At 42.0% G+C, this 17,187-nt stretch carries 16 protein-coding genes and 1 other RNA gene; 10 read left to right on the top strand and 7 right to left on the bottom strand.

Going from position 1 to position 17,187, the window contains the following annotated elements; genetic code table 11:
- Positions 1-18 precede the first annotated feature (18 nt).
- From ACYPZI_RS10510 to ACYPZI_RS10500, 3 genes are all read left to right on the top strand, one after another.
- Positions 19-1,116 (top strand): glycosyltransferase family protein, encoded by a 1,098-nt coding sequence (locus ACYPZI_RS10510; protein WP_459601330.1) that lies wholly within the window; start codon positions 19-21, stop codon positions 1,114-1,116.
- A 316-nt stretch (positions 1,117-1,432) separates the two neighbouring features.
- The gene (locus ACYPZI_RS10505) at positions 1,433-2,422 is read left to right on the top strand and encodes a hypothetical protein (protein ID WP_459601328.1); all 990 of its coding nucleotides are present in this window, start codon (positions 1,433-1,435) and stop codon (positions 2,420-2,422) included.
- A gap of 844 nt (positions 2,423-3,266) precedes the next feature.
- Positions 3,267-5,189 (top strand): hypothetical protein, encoded by a 1,923-nt coding sequence (locus ACYPZI_RS10500; protein WP_459601326.1) that lies wholly within the window; start codon positions 3,267-3,269, stop codon positions 5,187-5,189.
- Positions 5,190-5,433: 244 nt separating this feature from the next.
- Here the strand turns inward: ACYPZI_RS10500 and ACYPZI_RS10495 are convergent, their stop codons facing one another.
- Entirely contained in the window at positions 5,434-6,303 is an 870-nt protein-coding gene (locus tag ACYPZI_RS10495; RefSeq protein WP_459601359.1) for an NAD kinase, read from the bottom strand.
- Positions 6,304-6,511: 208 nt separating this feature from the next.
- Between ACYPZI_RS10495 and ACYPZI_RS10490 the strand changes: the two genes are divergently transcribed.
- From ACYPZI_RS10490 to ACYPZI_RS10470, 5 genes are read left to right on the top strand one after another with little or no spacing between them, the layout of a single operon-like run.
- A complete protein-coding gene (locus ACYPZI_RS10490) occupies positions 6,512-7,237 on the top strand; it encodes a pyridoxine 5'-phosphate synthase (protein ID WP_459601324.1) in 726 nt (241 codons plus the stop codon).
- A 36-nt stretch (positions 7,238-7,273) separates the two neighbouring features.
- Entirely contained in the window at positions 7,274-7,840 is a 567-nt protein-coding gene (locus tag ACYPZI_RS10485; RefSeq protein WP_459601322.1) for an ORF6N domain-containing protein, read from the top strand.
- A 59-nt stretch (positions 7,841-7,899) separates the two neighbouring features.
- Positions 7,900-8,763: an energy transducer TonB family protein gene (locus ACYPZI_RS10480; protein ID WP_459601320.1), complete on the top strand. Its 864-nt coding sequence runs from the start codon at positions 7,900-7,902 to the stop codon at positions 8,761-8,763.
- A 6-nt stretch (positions 8,764-8,769) separates the two neighbouring features.
- Positions 8,770-9,312, top strand: coding sequence for a DJ-1 family glyoxalase III (locus tag ACYPZI_RS10475; RefSeq protein ID WP_459601318.1), 543 nt, complete (start codon positions 8,770-8,772; stop codon positions 9,310-9,312).
- A gap of 55 nt (positions 9,313-9,367) precedes the next feature.
- Positions 9,368-10,036 (top strand): DedA family protein, encoded by a 669-nt coding sequence (locus ACYPZI_RS10470; RefSeq protein WP_459601316.1) that lies wholly within the window; start codon positions 9,368-9,370, stop codon positions 10,034-10,036.
- Positions 10,037-10,139: 103 nt separating this feature from the next.
- Here ACYPZI_RS10470 and mazG read toward each other — a convergent pair whose 3' ends face one another.
- From mazG to ACYPZI_RS10455, 3 genes are all read right to left on the bottom strand, one after another.
- Positions 10,140-10,925, bottom strand: a complete 786-nt coding sequence (mazG, locus tag ACYPZI_RS10465; RefSeq protein ID WP_459601314.1) for a nucleoside triphosphate pyrophosphohydrolase — start codon at positions 10,923-10,925, stop codon at positions 10,140-10,142.
- 152 nt (positions 10,926-11,077) lie between these two features.
- On the bottom strand, positions 11,078-12,355 hold the full coding sequence (locus tag ACYPZI_RS10460) for a hexokinase family protein (protein WP_459601312.1): 1,278 nt from the start codon (positions 12,353-12,355) through the stop codon (positions 11,078-11,080).
- Positions 12,356-12,425: 70 nt separating this feature from the next.
- Positions 12,426-14,465 carry a protein-disulfide reductase DsbD family protein gene (locus ACYPZI_RS10455; RefSeq protein WP_459601310.1) on the bottom strand — a complete coding sequence of 680 codons (2,040 nt, stop codon included), beginning with the start codon at positions 14,463-14,465 and terminating at the stop codon, positions 12,426-12,428.
- Positions 14,466-14,668: 203 nt separating this feature from the next.
- Here ACYPZI_RS10455 and ACYPZI_RS10450 point away from each other — a divergent pair, with 203 nt between their 5' ends.
- Complete coding sequence (locus ACYPZI_RS10450) at positions 14,669-14,977, top strand: hypothetical protein (protein WP_459601308.1); 309 nt, start codon at positions 14,669-14,671, stop codon at positions 14,975-14,977.
- Positions 14,978-15,309: 332 nt separating this feature from the next.
- Here ACYPZI_RS10450 and ACYPZI_RS10445 read toward each other — a convergent pair whose 3' ends face one another.
- Both ACYPZI_RS10445 and ACYPZI_RS10440 read right to left on the bottom strand, forming a co-directional pair.
- Entirely contained in the window at positions 15,310-15,588 is a 279-nt protein-coding gene (locus ACYPZI_RS10445) for a hypothetical protein (protein WP_459601306.1), read from the bottom strand.
- A complete protein-coding gene (locus tag ACYPZI_RS10440) occupies positions 15,560-16,153 on the bottom strand; it encodes an STM3941 family protein (protein ID WP_459601304.1) in 594 nt (197 codons plus the stop codon). The genes ACYPZI_RS10445 and ACYPZI_RS10440 overlap by 29 nt, the downstream gene beginning before the upstream one ends.
- Before the next feature lie 95 nt (positions 16,154-16,248).
- On the opposite strand from ACYPZI_RS10440, the gene ACYPZI_RS10435 reads away from it, so the two are divergent.
- Complete coding sequence (locus ACYPZI_RS10435; RefSeq protein WP_459601302.1) at positions 16,249-16,782, top strand: hypothetical protein; 534 nt, start codon at positions 16,249-16,251, stop codon at positions 16,780-16,782.
- A gap of 3 nt (positions 16,783-16,785) precedes the next feature.
- Here the strand turns inward: ACYPZI_RS10435 and rnpB are convergent.
- Positions 16,786-17,141, bottom strand: an RNA gene (gene rnpB, locus ACYPZI_RS10430) — RNase P RNA component class A.
- Between the last annotated feature and the right edge of the window lie 46 nt (positions 17,142-17,187).

Genomic DNA, 17,187 nt, shown 5'->3' with positions numbered 1-17,187 from the left:
TATTACAATACAAACGATATGAAAATTCTTTTAATAGGTGAATATAGCCGTGCCCATCTTACTCTGGCAGAGGGTTTGCGCACATTAGGCCACGAAGTCCTTACAGCTTCCGACGGTGACGGATTTAAAAACTATCCGCGCGATGTAGATTTATCCCGCAAAAGTTCGGGGATCATCGACACCATCTCCAGCCTGAGGAATGTGCTCAAACAATTCAAAAAGTTTAAAGGCTACGATGTTGTACAACTCATCAACCCATGTTTCACGACTCAGAATGTGCGGGTAAATAACTACCTGTACAAGAAACTGAAAAAGAATAACGGCAAAGTCTTTATGGGTGCATTCGGTGACGACTCGTACTGGGTGAGGGCATGCCTGGGAAACGAAATATTCGACTACTGCGAATTTTTTGTAGATGGCAAACCTATCAATGTAGACTTCAACCAACGTTTTATAGACAAATGGATCGATACCCCGTTAGAAGCTTTCAATAAAAGCCTGGCTGCATCTGCCGATGGCATCGTTGCCTGCCTGTATGAGTATTACAAATCATACGAACCGTTTTTCGCCGGCAAATTGAAATACATTCCACTTCCGATGAATATTTCCGAAATAGGATTTCAGCCGATAGCCGAAGAGCCCGAAAAGGTGAATTTCTTTATAGGTATCAACAAGGTACGGGAGAAATTTAAAGGAACCGACGTGATGGAAAAAGCCTTGGCACGCGTCAAAGGCAAGTATCCCGGCAGAGTAATCGTTACCCGTGTGGAATCGGTGAGCTATGATGTCTATCAGAAATTAATGTCGGAAGCGCATGTCGTGCTCGACCAGCTATACTCGCACACTCCGGCAATGAATGCTTTGTTGGCAATGGCTCAGGGAAAAGTAGTTGTAGGCGGAGGAGAACCATATATCTATGATTTATACGGCGACACATCCAATCAGCCGATTGTAAACGTACATCCGCACGAAGACGATGTGTTCGATAAGCTGGAATGGCTTGTACTGAACAAGAAAGAAATTCCGGAAATATCGCGTAAGAGCCGCGAATTTGTAGAGAAAAATCACGACTATATTTCTGTCGCAAAGAAATATCTTGAATTTTGGAGCCGGTAAGCCTTCCGGAAGAGGCTGTCCCAAAAGGTCTTTTATGCGTCATTGGTAGGGCGATAGCCCGAAGCAATCCAGTAATAATCAACACTCTGGATTGCTTCACTTCGTTACCAATGATGGGAATTCCATTTTTTTGGACAGCCCCATCGATAAAAAATTGCATTTCTTCTATCGACATGAATGTCCTGACAGACAAAAAATTACATATACTTTTCATTTGCTTATTTGGGATAATCATATATCCCAAATTTTTTTTGATATATAATGTCTATTTTTTATTAAAAAAGATTACTTTCGTGTGTTCTTTATTTGTAATTATATGAATAACCCGAATGAATTAATAATCAGTGAAATAACCAAGCGATTTGCTGATAAGAAAGAAATAATAACCTACCTGATGGATTTATTGTGCGTAGGTAAAGAATCTGTTTATCGCCGGATTAACAACCAGATTCCGTTTACTTTTCAGGAAGTTGTAACTATTGCCCGTGATCTTGGTTTTTCGATCGACAGCGTGCTTGTCATGGATACGGGCAGGCGTGTTTTTTTTGATATGCCTGTCAATATAGCTCAAAGCCCGAACAGTATTTTTATCGATAAGCTGGAACAGGGTAATATAATTATGGAAAAACTGGCTCGCGCCAAAGACCTCAATATCATTGCCGCTATTAACCGGATGCCTCTGACTCTTTTTCCATATGAAACTCTTTTTAAGTTTGAATACTGTCTTTATCTGAATTCGATAGGACAGATACCGTTGATGAGCCAGTTCTCCGATATTAAAATCATACCTCAAATACACGATTTACATAAAAAAAGCGCCTATTACTTCAATCAGCTGAGAAATATAACCTGTATTGTAGACAGCGCGGCTATTAACGGACTTATTAAAGAGATACAGTATTTCTACCGTTTGAAATTTATTTCCGATGAAGATATAGATATCCTGCAAAAAGAATTATTTGAATTATATACACTTTTTGAAACCATTGTACGGACAGGTGAGAATAAAACCGGAGCGGCATATTCCGTATATTTTTCTCATTTTAACCTTAATTCTGCCTGTGTTTACTATGAATATGACGATAAATTGATGTTGCAGCTATGGATCTATCCCGAAAGCCCTATCGTAATAGAAGATAATCATCTGATGTGCGATATTCAAAAGAGATGGTTAAACTCTGTAATCAGGAAATCGACGCTAATAAGTAAATCTAATGATGTAATGTTAATTAAACAATTCAGGGATATACATTATCGAATCTCAAAATTGACGGATATAAAAAACCTGACAGCCACATCCCTGTAAATTTATATTACCGCTTATCTCCAATAAGCAAGTTGACTATGAACTCATCTTGACTTTTCACCACAGAGTCACACAGAGTTACACGGAGTATATAATTAACCTAAAATGAATATTCTTTTTTCAAAAGATACTTGTTTTCGACTAAAGAAGATAAAAACTCCGTGCTACTCCCTCGACTCTGTGGTAAAATCAAAAAGTCGAGACGACTTCTATAAAAAATCCGTAGGATTTCCATATCAATAGAAAATTGTATCTCTCTTTTCTACCGGAACGCCGTAGGTGTTCAACCCCTGACGGGGTTGCCAGGCCTGACTGGTTTCCTTTTCTATTGATATGAATGCCCTAACGGGCAAAAAAATATTCCCACTCCTGCCCAAAAGCCCCTTTATATTTTAGCGCACATCCCTGCATATACTACACACTATTTTTTTGGTTTTTTCCTCATTTTATGGCTCAAAAATCCATAAAAAGAAAAAAAATCGCATAATCTGGCATAAAGTTATTTTATTTTGCGTATATAGCATTTATCTGCCCGTATTCCTGTAAAAAAAGAAACGATAAAGGTGATTAATTGCAAAAAGACATACTTGTTTTTTATTTTATTTGTTATAAATTTGTCACAAATTAAGATAAAGAACTAAACGATAACAAACTACAAAATTGTACGAAATTTTAATTTCGAAATGAAATAAAGAAATTCGTACCCGGGCTTATAGCAATGAGACGGGTAAAGAATAGAACAGTTTTCGGCCGGAAATGGGAAATTCCGGATTTGTTAAATGTTCTGGTATATTTATCAATTACTTAAATATCAAATAACTATAAAACTAATTTACTAAAGAAAATGATGAAAGCAAAATTATTGATTTTGTTTATATGTTCCCTGTTCATACTATCAGGAAACTCGAACTTGTCAGCTCAGGTAACAATAGGGTCGGGAATTCCCCCTGAAAGGGGAGCTTTACTGGATCATAAAGAAACAGATACCACAGGCCCGACATCGGATGTCACCAGCCTTGAAAACGCTAAAAAAGGAGTGCTGTATCCAAAGGTTCTCCTTCGCGACGCGGCAAAACTGACCCCTTTATATGGTGGCGTCGATACCGGCGGCGGAGTATGGTCCGACAACGCGACAGCCGAAGAGAAACTGAAAGCGACGGGAATGGTCGTTTATAATGTGAATCCAAAAGCCATTAACATGGATGAAGGCCTATATATGTGGCATATGGATGAATGGGTGAAATTGAACCAGGACGGAGCGGCGGTTATCGGGCCTGTCGATTGTTCCGCTATCAGAATAAACGGTTCCTATATAGAAGGAACCCTCGTAACTGGTAATGAATATCTGGAAATAGACCTGGAGGTAACCAAAAAAGGCTCTTTCGTTATCGCGGCCCTGTCAGGCAACGGCTATAGTTTTTATTACACGGGAGTTGCTCTGGAAATAGGGAGTATAAGAGTAAAAGTTCCCGCGCAAGGAACGCCTGCTTTAGTACGAACGGATGAATTAAAATTCAGTGGAATAAGCCTGGTTCCGGGTTGTGTGCCTGAAATAACGGTACAGAAAGCGATCGCCGAATATACAATGGTCTGTTCTTCGGCTGTACTACAAGGCCAATATTATAAAGGTCGGACTCTGAATCTTTCTTCTTCTCCTTATGGTCCTCATACTATAACAATGAATATCAATATATCCAAGCCAGGCTCATATGATATATATACGGAAACAAAAAACGGTATCTACTTTAAGGGTTCGGGAACGTTTGCCGGCACAGGGTTACAAACGGTAATATTGTACGGCCACGGAACCCCTACGATAAACGAGGACTTCCGGATACAAATAAAAGCAAATACCCTATTGGGCTCTGCGGAATGTTCCCTTGTGATACCCATTATATTGCCCGCGATGACTTATGCTGTTATCGGACAAGCAGGCACAGATAGTTGGTATTCATGGAGTAGTACGAGGAGAAGTACAGCTCTTACTAACGGATTAAATTTCGGACTTACTGGTATAATAAAAATGGAGTCTCCTCTATCCAGACTATGGGAAACTGATAATGCAGCTACAGCTGTGACGAATTTGGACAATGGTGTTGGCGGAAGGCAACCGGATATAGTACTCTATACCGGATTTAGCGGTCCGTCCAGTACAGCCTTGGGACAAGCTTTGGCCAGATACGTCAATAAAGGAGGCTGTATAGTATATTATACAGATGATGGTAATGTAAATAATACAAACACCACTATAAATGGAATATTTGGGTCAACCTATTCAGTCAGTGCTATAGGTACCGGAAGTCCTAATAATTACGAAGACCAGCTTTACCAAGTTAACAATAATCCTAATGACCCTATAATTGACGGTCCATTTGGTAACGCGGCAGGCTATTACTGGGGTGAGGATAATGTTCATCAGCAGACTTTGATATTAAGTCAGCTTCCGCCCAATTCGGTACAGGTGTGCTCCGCTTCCAATCCGAACCATAAAGATTGGTCCTATATGTCATCATCTGTAGTATGGTATAGTAAGGATAAGAACTTTGTCTATTTCGGGGATACTACAGGAGCCGAACGAGTGAGTTCAGGCAACGGTACTGATAATGGATGGCCTAACCTTTATACTACTGCCGGAAAGCCTGTACCAAAACGATACGGATTCCAGGACTCATCACGTTGGCAGTTGTGTTATAATTCCATATTGGAAATGAATGCTATAGCATACTTTATCAGGCAAGCGGCTGTCAGCGGAATCAATCCTTATTAATCAACCTCCATTACCGGAGGGAAGGGTTTGCTCCGGCCTGTAATTGGCCGAATGTAGTGAAAATGAAAGAATAAATATATTATCACAGGAAGAAGCGTATATAATTAAACATTCGATTTTTATCGTCATTGCGAGTCTGAAACGTAGTGAAATGAAGCAATCCGGAATTTAGTTTTCCGGATTGCTTTGCCTTTTAGGCTCGAAAGAACGAGACGGCCTTGCTAACTGCTAACTGTTTACTGCCTCAGCTTTGCCTCGGATCAACGCCCCACATCAGTTTGTTGCGGAGAGTATTGTAGAATGAGTTATCTTTTCGCTTAACCACTTGAAGATCGAAATCAGCCTTTTTGACAGTTAGCCTTGTCCCCGTCCTGAATATATTGGAACGGCCATCCAGCGAAACCAGATAACTATTGTTACGGCTTTCCACATCGAACGTTATTTCGCAATCGTCCCTTACCACCAACGGCCTGCCACCCAGACTATGAGGAGCGATCGCTGCTATCACAAAACTGGCCGAATCGGGAGTCATCACAGGCCCTCCCGCACTCAGGGCATAAGCCGTAGAACCTGTAGGCGTTGCTATGATCAGTCCGTCAGCCTCGTACGATGTCAGGTATTCCCCGTTGATATGGGCATGCACGGTAATCATAGACGCCGTATCTTGTTTCAGAATTGCTATTTCATTTAGGGCATAATTGAATCCCTGGTATTCCTTATGTTCGGTCGACAGATGCAATTGACTCCGGTGTTCTATCCTGTAATTTCCCGAAAATATGTCGGCAAAAGTATCTTCAAGGTCTTCTTCACCCACATCGGCAAGGAATCCAAGCCGTCCGGCATTGATACCAAGTATAGGAATATTCTTTTTCCCTATCACAGAAACCGCGCGCAAAAATGTACCGTCGCCGCCTATACTCACTACCAGGTCTGCATCAAATTCGTTACCTTTGATTATACCCTCGATTTTGTAGTCGAGACGTAACATATCTTTCAGGTAATTATAAAATTTTTCCTGAAGATATATCTCCGCATTATTTCGTTGCAGAATTTCAAACAGTTTTTCTACCTGACCTTTTTTCTGATGTTTACTTCCGAATATAGCTATTTTCATTGTCTGTCTCATTCTTAAAAAAATTGGCTCCCATTACAAAACAAATAATCGTCCAAGCTGTTAATAATTTGGAACTGATACCCGCTATTTCGTTAATTCGTGTTACATTTGCGACGTGTATCATTTCGCAAAGTTGGCAAAAAGTTTCGACTAACAAATATACTTTTGAATAAAGTAAAAGCAGAATGATCTTTTTTAATTGTTTTATATGACCAAACTTAGTGTAAACATCAACAAGATTGCAACTATACGCAATGCACGTGGAGGAAATGTCCCGGATGTAGTGAACGTAGCAATCGATTGCGAAAAATTCGGGGCTGAAGGAATTACCGTACATCCCCGTCCCGACGAAAGACATATACGATTTAAGGATGTATACGACCTGAAAGCTAAAATTAGAACCGAATTCAACATAGAAGGTTATCCGGCGCAGAAATTCGTAGATCTGATAACAACTATCAGGCCGACACAGGTAACTCTTGTTCCCGACAAGCCGGATGCTATTACGTCCGATTCGGGGTGGGATACTGTAGAGCACCAATCGTTTCTATCCGATCTTGTAGACACATTCAAGGCTGTTGGTGTACGCACTTCCATCTTTGTAGGTACAGACCTTAAAGTTATAGAACATGCGGCAAAGGCAGGGGCAGACCGGATTGAACTTTATACCGAACCCTATGCAAGCGAATATGCCAGGAATAAGGAAGCGGCTATAATCCCATTTATAGAAGCAGCCAAAGTAGCGAAGAAATTAGGATTGGGAATAAACGCAGGTCACGACCTGAGTCTCGAAAACCTGAACTACCTGTATACAAACATCCCTTTTCTGGATGAGGTTTCTATTGGTCATGCGCTTATTAGCGACGCTTTATATCTGGGGTTGGAAAAAACAATCCAAGCCTACAAAAATTGTTTGAAGAATAAAAAAATATAACTTTGACGATAAAGAAACCGAACTGTCAAAAAAAAGATGGAGCTTTCAGTAATACAAAATAAAATATACGAGATAAGAGGCATGAAAGTAATGCTCGACTTCGATTTGGCGAGTATGTATCAGGTAGAGACAAGAGTGTTGAACCAGTCCGTAAAGCGAAATATAGAACGGTTTCCTGATGACTTTATGTTCCAGTTATCAAAATATGAATGGGAAAACTTGAAATCACAATTTGTGATATCAAGTTGGGGTGGTACTCGCAAATTACCTTATGCTTTTACTGAACTTGGAATCGCTATGTTAAGCAGTGTGCTTAAATCCAAGACTGCCGTACAGATTAATATGGGTATTATGCGCGCTTTTGTAGCAGTGCGTCAGTTGCTTATGAATCCTACGGCTAATGAAGTAAAGCTATTGCAAAGGGAAGTCAGAGAGCTTAAAGAGTATATAGAGGAGGTCTTTGCCGGCTACAACGACATCGATGAAGATAACCAAAAATCATTCGATGAAATTTATCTTGCACTGTCAGAACTGGCGGCAAGACAAAAAATCATCAGTGAGCCTAAAGCGCGTAATCCGGTAGGATACGTCAAACCGAAATAATAATGCGCCCATCCGATAGAACGGCGAGAGGATACAATTGACAATAAAATAATAAAGATATGGAAGAGCAAAAAGACAAAGCAATAAGTTTAGGGGTTACCGTAGGTTTCCATCTACTGATTATTTTGGCCCTTCTACTTTATACTCTCGATCTGACACCGATTACGCGTCAGTCCGAAGAATTGGAAGGCATACCCGTCATGTTTGGGAATGTAGCCGATGCCTTTGGCGACGATGAGCCTTTTGGCAGGGGCAACGGTGATGTGGGAGCTGACGAAGTTACTTCGCCCAATGTGGTCGAAGACCCTATCCCGATGGTAGAAAACACCACGAAAACGACAAAACCCGCAGCGTCTAATGCGGAAAAATCTCCTGTTACCCAGGATTTAGAAGAAACAGTAGCCATTAAGGAAGCAAAGAAAAAAGCCGAAGAAAAAAAACAACAGGAGGCAGCAGAACGCCTCAAAAAAGCTGAAGCCGATCGCATAGCGCAACAGGAAGCCGCCAAGAAAGGACAGATAAACAACCAAATGTCCGGACTGTTTGGCAACGGTACAGGTAGTGGTAGCCGTGGCAATACACAAGGTACAGGCACACAGGGTGTACCTACCGGAAATGCCAGCTATGGCGCTACAAGCGGAATCGGCGGGTGGGGCTCTTTTGCCCTTGGCGGGCGCAGTTTGGGTAGCGGTGGATTAGTTAAGCCAACTTATTCCGAAAACGATTACGGCACTGTTGTAGTCGATATCCTTGTCAATGCAAAAGGCGATGTGGTAGAAGCCACCATAGGAAAGGGAACAAACACTCCGAACTCTAATCTGCGCGACGAAGCTATCCGTGCAGCCAGACGCACCAAATTCAACGAAGTGTCTTCGGTGACAAACCAAAAAGGAACAATCACATATAAATTTAATCTAAACTAAACAGGTATGAAAACAATATTCGTATTTCTCACGACCGGATTTGAGGAGATTGAAGCTGTGGCGACCGTAGATGTTCTGCGTCGTGCCGGGTTGGATGTGAAAACCGTATCGCTTACCGGCAACAAGCAGGTGGTTGCAAGCCACGGAGTTATTATAGCAGCCGACTTACTGTTCGAAGAAACCGATTTTTCACAAGCCGAAATGCTTGTTCTACCCGGTGGAACAACTAAATATAACGAACACGAAGGCATGAAGAAAGAAGTGCTTGCCTTTGCAAACAAAGGAGAAAAAGTAGCAGCTATCTGTGCTTCACCGATGGTGCTTGGCGGACTGGGTTTGCTGAACGGCAAGAACGCGACTTGCTATCCGGGATTTGAGCAATATCTGGCAGGTGCAAATCTGCAAACCAGCGAAGCCGTGGTAGTAGATGGAAATATAACAACAGGACGTGGTCCCGGACTGACTATCGACTTTGCCTTGAAACTGGTAGAACTGGTTGCAGGAAAAGAAAAACGAGATGTAGTTGCAGCGGGATTGCTGGTAAAATAACGCCCCCTTGGGGGATTAAAGGGGGCTCTTATAACTCATAACTTAAAATTTATAAATGGAATTTTTACACGAAGCATGGGCTTTTATCCATGAACTGCTTTTCAACACTCAGGATGCTCTCAATTATTTGGTAAATGAGTATGATACATGGGTGTACGCTATTTTATTCCTCATTATCTTCTGTGAAACAGGCTTGGTTGTAACACCGTTTCTTCCGGGCGATTCTCTTTTATTCCTGGCCGGAGCTGTCACGGCAAATCCGGGCAATCATTTACATATCTATTGGTTACTGGGAGTACTTATTGCTGCCGCCATATTGGGCGATGCAGTCAATTACAGTATCGGGCGATATTTCGGGCAAAAGCTGTTCAGCAATCCGCGTTCGAAAATTTTCAAACAGGAGTATCTGGAGAAAACGCATCATTTTTACGAGAAACACGGTGGTAAAACCATTATTATAGCACGCTTTGTACCTATCGTCCGTACATTTGCTCCTTTTGTAGCAGGTATGGGTAAAATGACATATAAGCACTTTCTTTCATTTAATGTAATAGGAGGAGCTGCATGGGTGACAATATTCTGTTTGCTGGGCTATGCCGTTGGAACTCATCCGATTGTGCAGAACAATTTAAAGCTTGTAGTTGTTCTTATTATAATCCTATCGATCTTACCGGGCGTATATGAATTTGCGAAGGCAAAATATGGCTCGAAAAAAGCAGGATAGAGTGCAAAGCTTTAAGAAACTACAGCCACTGACACGTATAGCGCTATATCGTGGAGGTGGTTTTTTTCTTTATTTACAGATAAAAGATAGGGTAGCCACATTATTATTCCATCCTCTTGGCCTGTTCCCATAGGACATCCATTTCGGCGAGAGTCATATCTTTGAGATTGCGTCCCTGTTTTTTCGATTCCTGTTCGATGTAATTAAAACGGCGGATAAATTTCTGATTGGTACGTTCCAATGCATTATCAGGATTTACCTTGTAGAGCCGCGCCGCATTGATAAGACTAAAGAACAGGTCGCCAAATTCAGCTTCCATCTTATCCTCGTTCATGTCAGCGATTTCGTTCTTCAACTCGGTAAATTCTTCCGATACTTTATTCCATACATCCTCTTTCTTCTCCCAGTCGAAGCCTGCATTACGGGCTTTATCCTGTATACGGTGGGCTTTGGCGATAGAGGGCAACGAAGATGGCACTCCTTCGAGAACAGTTTTGTTTCCTCCCTTTTCTTTCAACTTGATCTGCTCCCACGATTTTTCCACCTCACCGGCTGTCTTGGCCGCATCGTCACCAAAAACGTGAGGATGACGGAATATTAGTTTATCGCAAAGGGCATTGCATACGTCTGCAACATCAAAAGCGGCCTTTTCCTCCCCTATTTTGGCATAGAAAACCACATGCAGCAATACGTCGCCCAATTCTTTTTTGATGGCCTCATCGCTGTTTTGAATGATAGCTTCGCACAGTTCGTAAACCTCTTCTATTGTGTTTGTACGCAGGCTTTCATTGGTTTGCTTGGCATCCCACGGACATTTAACACGCAATTCGTCCATAATATCGAGAAGCCGGCCAAATGCTTCCATCTTTTGCTCTCTTATATGCTCCATTGTTATATTTCTATCTGTTTTTCACCCGTCATTGCGAACCTAAAAGGTAAAGCAATCCATTAATAATCAATACTCTGGATTGCTTCACTTCGTTCGCAATGACGAAAATTCCATCTTTTGGGACAGCCTCTTTTTCTATGGTTTAGTTTCGATTATTTTTTGTCCTTTTTCAGATCTTCCACGGTATCGGACAATGCTGCTATCGCCGACCCGATGAGATTAGCGTTGTCTGCCTTATCCACATGGATGGTAATGTTCTTTTGTCCAAACTCTCCGAGTAGCAGATAAAGCTCACTCATCACCAAATCCTTGTAGTTTTCTCCTTTACGATCTTCGCTCCAGAAGAGGCTTCCTTCCGCGATAAGACGCACATCTGTAATTTTCTTATCCTTGCTTTGTCCTACCAGTTCGAGAATGAGTCCTGCCAACGATGAAGCAACCAATTTGGCCGAACGGACATATATCTGACGGGCAGCCTTCACATATTCGCCCCTGTGCATATGCGGATAGTTCATAATATAAGTCAGACGGCGCGCGTCGAAATCTTCGTCAAATTCGTAGCAAGAGAATACGTATTTCATTATTTCACCGAGATACATACCCGAAACGGCTTTTTCGAAACGTTGCCGCCCCTTGCCGTCCGATCCCCGGTCTACCTTTTCATCTATCACGGTCAGGTATTTAGGGTGGAAGTTACCGGATTCAAGATTGATAGGGAGTTCTAAACTTTTGTCAAAGCTTTTGCCTAGCTTCGGTATACTTTTAGAAGTCATAAAGGTCGCCATATTGGTTCCCGTGCCAACGATCAGCCCAATATGAGCCTGCGATTTTACGTCGGTAAGGCCCGAGAATAAAGCTGCGACCGTATCGTTGATTACCCTTATCTTGGTAAACTTGGTTTTCTTTTTAATTTCTTTATTGGCATTCAGGTAATCGAGTAGGGGCTTTCCTATCTGATGCCCGGGCATTTCCGGAATATTCACGCCCTTGGTCCAGTGAAGCAATTTGGCATCGCCGTCGACTCCCGAATCGGCAGGATAGGAAAAGCAGTAGCCGATAGAATCTACTCCTTTCAGATCGAGTCCTTCAATAAGATTAGCTATTTCGCTGAACAGTTCTTCCTCGGTGTAAGGAGGTGTTTCGCGCTTCATTTCCTTCGACAGGTTTTTACTGAATCCGTCTTTGGGATGAATCACGGGTTGCCCGTTTGCAAATTCTACAACAGCCGCCCTGTAATTGGTTCCTCCCAAATCGAGCACCAGAACCCTGGCTTTTTTGATTTGCTTGTTCGGGACTATATAGGTAGGTATGCACAAGAGCTGTGGTTTTTCGTCCATTTTCTTTTTAAGCCCTTCCTTCACCCTTTCCTGGAACTCGGTTACATTTTCTTTTAACTGCCCGATATTGAGTTTAAAGTATTTTTCATTCATGGTTAATCTTATTTTTGGTTCTTACAAATATATGGTTTCTTGGAGAAAGAGAGCAGATTTACGTCAAAAACTATTTAAGATTTTTCGTTATTTCTTCCTGTTTTTTGAAGTTCTTCAGACCTATATTCAGGAAGTCGAGATACTCCGGTATATCTTCTTTGTACACATAATAAGGGCCGACAGGTTCACCCTTACTATCAAGCAACACATAATATGGCTGCGAATTGGTACCGAATTTGTGCCGTTGCAGGTAGCTCCATTTGTCGCCAATAGTTCTTAGCTTGCTGGTCTTGCCGTTTTCTACAACTTCTATCACTTCGGGCAGGTCTTTTTTATCGTCTACCATCAGTGTGATAAGCACATAGTCGTTATCTATTTTTTCTTTCACCTGCGAATCCGTCCATACAGCAGCTTCCATCTTACGGCAGTTGACACAACCGTAGCCCGAAAAGTCGATCAATACCGGCTTATTATTTTTACGCGCATACTCCATACCTGTTTCGTAATCGTCGAACTTGGCATGTACTTCGCCCTTATACAAATTGAAATCCTGTGTATACAAAGGAGGCGAGAAAGCGCTGATAGCTTTCAGCGGCGCACCCCATAGCCCCGGTACCATATAGATGGCAAAGGCAAAAGATATGATAGCCAAAAACAGGCGCGGAACCGAAACATGTTTCAGGTCGCTGTCGTGCGGCAATTTCAGTTTACCCAACAAGTAAATACCCAACAAGATGAATATCACAATCCACAGAACAAGGAACACTTCCCTGTCTAAAATACCCCATCCGTATGCGAGGTCGGCTACCGAGAAGAATTTCAGGGCCAAAGCCAATTCTGCAAATCCGAGAACAACCTTCACGGAGTTGAGCCAGCCGCCCGATTTTGGCATGCTTTGCAGCCATGATGGGAAGATTGCAAACAGCATAAACGGTAAGGCCAATGCTAATGCAAAACCTAGCATACCCAGTGCAGGAGCTATTATAGAACCCGTACCGGCAGCCTGTACCAACAGATTGCCAATCAGTGGGCCTGTACAGGAAAAAGATACCAGAGCCAAAGTAAATGCCATGAAGAAGATACTCAATATTCCTGTCGTAGAATCTGCTTTCCGATCCATTTTGTTTGTCCACGAAGATGGTAATACCAACTCAAAAGCACCAAGGAATGAAATACCGAACACAACCAGCAGGGCAAAGAATATCAGGTTAAAGACGGCGCTCGTTGCCATATTATTCAAGGCGCTGGCTCCAAATATCGCCGTTATCAGCAAGCCTAATGTAACGTAGATTATGATAATGCCCAATCCGTAAGTAACGGCGTCCTGAATAGCTTTTTTCTTACTTTTCTTATTACGTTTCAGGAAGAAACTTACAGTCATCGGTATCATCGGCCATACGCAAGGGGTGACCAATGCTACAAATCCCCATAAAAACCCGGAAATAAATATAACCCAATATGTTTGAGCAGCTTCTTCCTCTTCGCCGTATGGTTTCATTTTATCTATTACAGGAGTCCACAAATCGCCTTTTTCGACAGGGGCTTGCGCTATACTATCCGAAGGAGCGACATCAGTAGGAGTTTCGGTCGTTTCTGCTGTTGTTTCTTCTATTTTGGTGTCAGCGCCCGATGCTACAACCAACGATGCAGGCAGGTTTTTAGAAGTAAAGTTCAATTCTTCCTTTATCGGGATGCACTGTCCGTCTATCTCGCTACACACCTGTCCGCGCAGAACTCCTTCGAGCACGAAGGCGGCTTTGTCGGTCACTTTGAGACGTTGAACAAAAGTAGCCTTATCTTCGTAGTAGTCATATTCCATTTTGAATATATCATCATACTTAGTGAGTCGTTTCGAATTGATAGTTTTCAATCCGCCCACTTTGGTAGCGCCTTTCAGTTTCTCAATTGTAATAGTGGTAGGAAGTGGCCCTCCATCGGGTACTTTTATATCAAAAATATGCCAGGTGGATTCTATACTGACGGTTGCTGTCAGTTCTACTTCACCATTGCCTTTGTCCACCAGGCCAAACGACCACTCACAGGGTTCTTGCGCATGCAGTCCGATTATTGAAGCTGCAAGAAGGATCAGGAACACAAATGTCTTTCTCATAAGTAGTGCCGATAATTATTTATTAGCGCCAAAGTTAAGGAATAAAGCTAAGAGTAATAAAATTATAATACGCTTTTTAAATTATTTATGATATGGAAAATTTGAATCACATAATCGAAATTTATTATAAGTTATGCCAATCAGCAGTTAAAGTTATTTCTGTAGTGTAAAACGTTCGGTTATTTTGAGCAGATAAACGTCTATTGCTTATATTCTCAACATATGCTCATTACTGCCGCGCCCTGCCGGGCTTGCCCTTACTTTTGGCATTGCCCAAAAGTAAGCAAAAGGCTAGCGCTTCGTCCCTCGGCGACCCACAACCGGTTTGCCGGCTAAAAGTGACGAACGGGCTATCGCCCCGTCCCTTTTTACGCCGCCTGTACCGTGTGGGTTCCCCCGCCTGCGGAACTAATGCGCGGGAGGCTGACGCACGACAAGCGGCTGCCTTGTCTGGCTTTAGCTGCGCCGTTAGCTTCAAGTACGGGGCACCCACAGGACGAAAAAGGCGTTAAAAACAAAAACGTGTTTGAGCTTATCAAATGATTCATAATTATACAAAATCCGGAGCGAGTTTTTTTGTTTAGCCTTTAAGTCCGTTATGGGTCGGACGTTGAAGCGGGGCGCAAAAGCGTTTTTGGTTCCTTTTGCGGCTTTGGGCAAAAGGAACGCAAGCAATCTGTGATTGCGCGCAGCATAAAATAATCGAACAATTAATTACATACACTTCGTTCCTGTGAATATTAATTCAACTACTGATTCACATTACTCACTACTCACTACTTACTACTTACTACTTACTACTTACTACTTACTACTTACTACTTACTACTTACTATTTCACATATCATTCCTCTTCTATAAAAGACCAACGGGTACTGTCTTTTTCGCGTACCACGGCTTGTCCGGGTTGCATATCGGGCAATTTGCGCAAAGCGGGTTCCATTTCCAGCATTTCTTCTACCGATACCAGATAGGCATCTTCGTCTTCGACTACTTCATCGTTGCCAAAGAGTTGCCAGTCGCCGTCCTCATCATAAAACACGAAGGTTACGGGCGAACCGTTTGTCAGCACATAGCTGGTAGTAAGGATTGATTTATTCTTCGATTCTTCTTTCAGTTTCATCTACGTAATTATTTAGATAATGTGGATCTATTCTTCCTATCTGTACTCTGTTTTCTTCCAATTCTACTTTTAGCAAATTATATAATTCAGCAAAGTCACACTTTAATATATTTGCAGAAATCTGAACAGGGGTATCATATAGTTTGTAATTCATTTCAGCTATCCGGCGCGAAAAGGCACTTTTTTGTCTGTCTATATATTTCTGAGGATTGTCAACGATAATTTTTATAATACCCTGACCACTGATATAATAGTCCTCTATATCAATGATATCTTCCCATGGCACAAATCCGACGGCTGCCCCTCCTGAGTTACATAATATGCCGGAACTATCGATAGTAAGTCCTATTCTTTTTGTTATTAGAGTTTTGGCACATGCAACACCACATACTCCAAAAAACAAAACAGATACTACTCCTAATATCTGAATAAAAACAGGATTCAATCTGAAAGGGTTTGGTGGAGGATAGAATGCAAACCAAATACCGACAACTACAAACATAATTGCGCCTAAGAGTATCAATATCGATTTTCTTCTACTAATGGGTATTTCTATTTTATCCATAAAATACAAATTATTTGCGCAGTAAAGATAAAGGAATTAAATTTATTCCGCTTAGTTTTGTAATTCAAAAGAAAAACCGACAATAAATAAAACACATGAAAGAATTCAAATTTTGGGCTTTACCCTATTCTCAGATGCAAATGTTTCTAATAGCCTTGCCGGCGGGCATAGTTTTTTTAGTTCCATTATTTTCTATCGATAGGGTCAAATATTTTGAATATCTCTTTGCCGGGGCATTTGCATGGAATCTCTTCTTCTTTCTGGCCTTTCTAAAAAGGGTACGGATCAGTTTTTCCGAATCGGGAACAATTCATCTTTATGTAAACGGTAAGGAAAAAATTGTAGCCGAACCTCAGCAATTCGAATATGTCAGGGGAATTGATGTAAACAGCACGACGAACCAATCGACACTCTATCTAGTATTTAACGGGAAAGATTTCACTTTCAGCTTTTTCGAAAATAGAAGCTTTGGCAGCAGCAAGCAGCAGGAACTCTTACAATATATGGTTACTACCTATAATTTAGAGAAAGAATTGTACAAAAAATCGCTGATGGCGACAACGTATACATACCGCAATCCTGCCTTCAAGGGGGTATCGGTAGCGAACTACAACAAAAGCGAGAAGTGAAAAAAATACAGCAGGTCTGTAAGCCGGGTTCTGTTCCTCGGGTGAGGCGTTTGTCATTTATCTACGCCTGCCGTCACCGGCAGGCTCTAGCGACCTACCCCCCGGCATCGGGCGGGCAGCCCTACATGCGCCGGTGTACATGGTCTTACAACTCGCAAGTGATACGGCTTTGTACATCGCTGCACAAACGGTGAGCTCTTACCTCGCCTTTTCACCCTTACCCCCGTGGGGGCGGTTATTTTCTGTTACCTTCAACTCTGCCGTCACCGGCAGCTTCCCATTAAGAAATACGATGCCCTGTGTTGCCCGGACTTTCCTCTTTCTGCCTTGCGGCAGCCAGCGACAAACCGGCCTGCTGTATAAGGGGACAAAGATAGGGAAAAATTCGGTTTTTAATTGAGTATT

Source organism: Dysgonomonas reticulitermitis (assembly GCF_054601275.1).
The sequence above is the reverse complement of the archived record's forward strand: the minus strand, read 5'-3'. Positions and strand labels throughout refer to the sequence as shown.

Coding starts and splice junctions, on each gene's coding strand:
- ACYPZI_RS10510 (WP_459601330.1), top strand. CDS start 19: ATGAAAATTCTTTTAATAGGTGAATATAGCCGTGCCCATCTTACTCTG.
- ACYPZI_RS10505 (WP_459601328.1), top strand. CDS start 1,433: ATGAATAACCCGAATGAATTAATAATCAGTGAAATAACCAAGCGATTT.
- ACYPZI_RS10500 (WP_459601326.1), top strand. CDS start 3,267: ATGATGAAAGCAAAATTATTGATTTTGTTTATATGTTCCCTGTTCATA.
- ACYPZI_RS10495 (WP_459601359.1), bottom strand. CDS start 6,303: ATGAAAATAGCTATATTCGGAAGTAAACATCAGAAAAAAGGTCAGGTA.
- ACYPZI_RS10490 (WP_459601324.1), top strand. CDS start 6,512: ATGACCAAACTTAGTGTAAACATCAACAAGATTGCAACTATACGCAAT.
- ACYPZI_RS10485 (WP_459601322.1), top strand. CDS start 7,274: ATGGAGCTTTCAGTAATACAAAATAAAATATACGAGATAAGAGGCATG.
- ACYPZI_RS10480 (WP_459601320.1), top strand. CDS start 7,900: ATGGAAGAGCAAAAAGACAAAGCAATAAGTTTAGGGGTTACCGTAGGT.
- ACYPZI_RS10475 (WP_459601318.1), top strand. CDS start 8,770: ATGAAAACAATATTCGTATTTCTCACGACCGGATTTGAGGAGATTGAA.
- ACYPZI_RS10470 (WP_459601316.1), top strand. CDS start 9,368: ATGGAATTTTTACACGAAGCATGGGCTTTTATCCATGAACTGCTTTTC.
- mazG (WP_459601314.1), bottom strand. CDS start 10,925: ATGGAGCATATAAGAGAGCAAAAGATGGAAGCATTTGGCCGGCTTCTC.
- ACYPZI_RS10460 (WP_459601312.1), bottom strand. CDS start 12,355: ATGAATGAAAAATACTTTAAACTCAATATCGGGCAGTTAAAAGAAAAT.
- ACYPZI_RS10455 (WP_459601310.1), bottom strand. CDS start 14,465: ATGAGAAAGACATTTGTGTTCCTGATCCTTCTTGCAGCTTCAATAATC.
- ACYPZI_RS10445 (WP_459601306.1), bottom strand. CDS start 15,588: ATGAAACTGAAAGAAGAATCGAAGAATAAATCAATCCTTACTACCAGC.
- ACYPZI_RS10440 (WP_459601304.1), bottom strand. CDS start 16,153: ATGGATAAAATAGAAATACCCATTAGTAGAAGAAAATCGATATTGATA.
- ACYPZI_RS10435 (WP_459601302.1), top strand. CDS start 16,249: ATGAAAGAATTCAAATTTTGGGCTTTACCCTATTCTCAGATGCAAATG.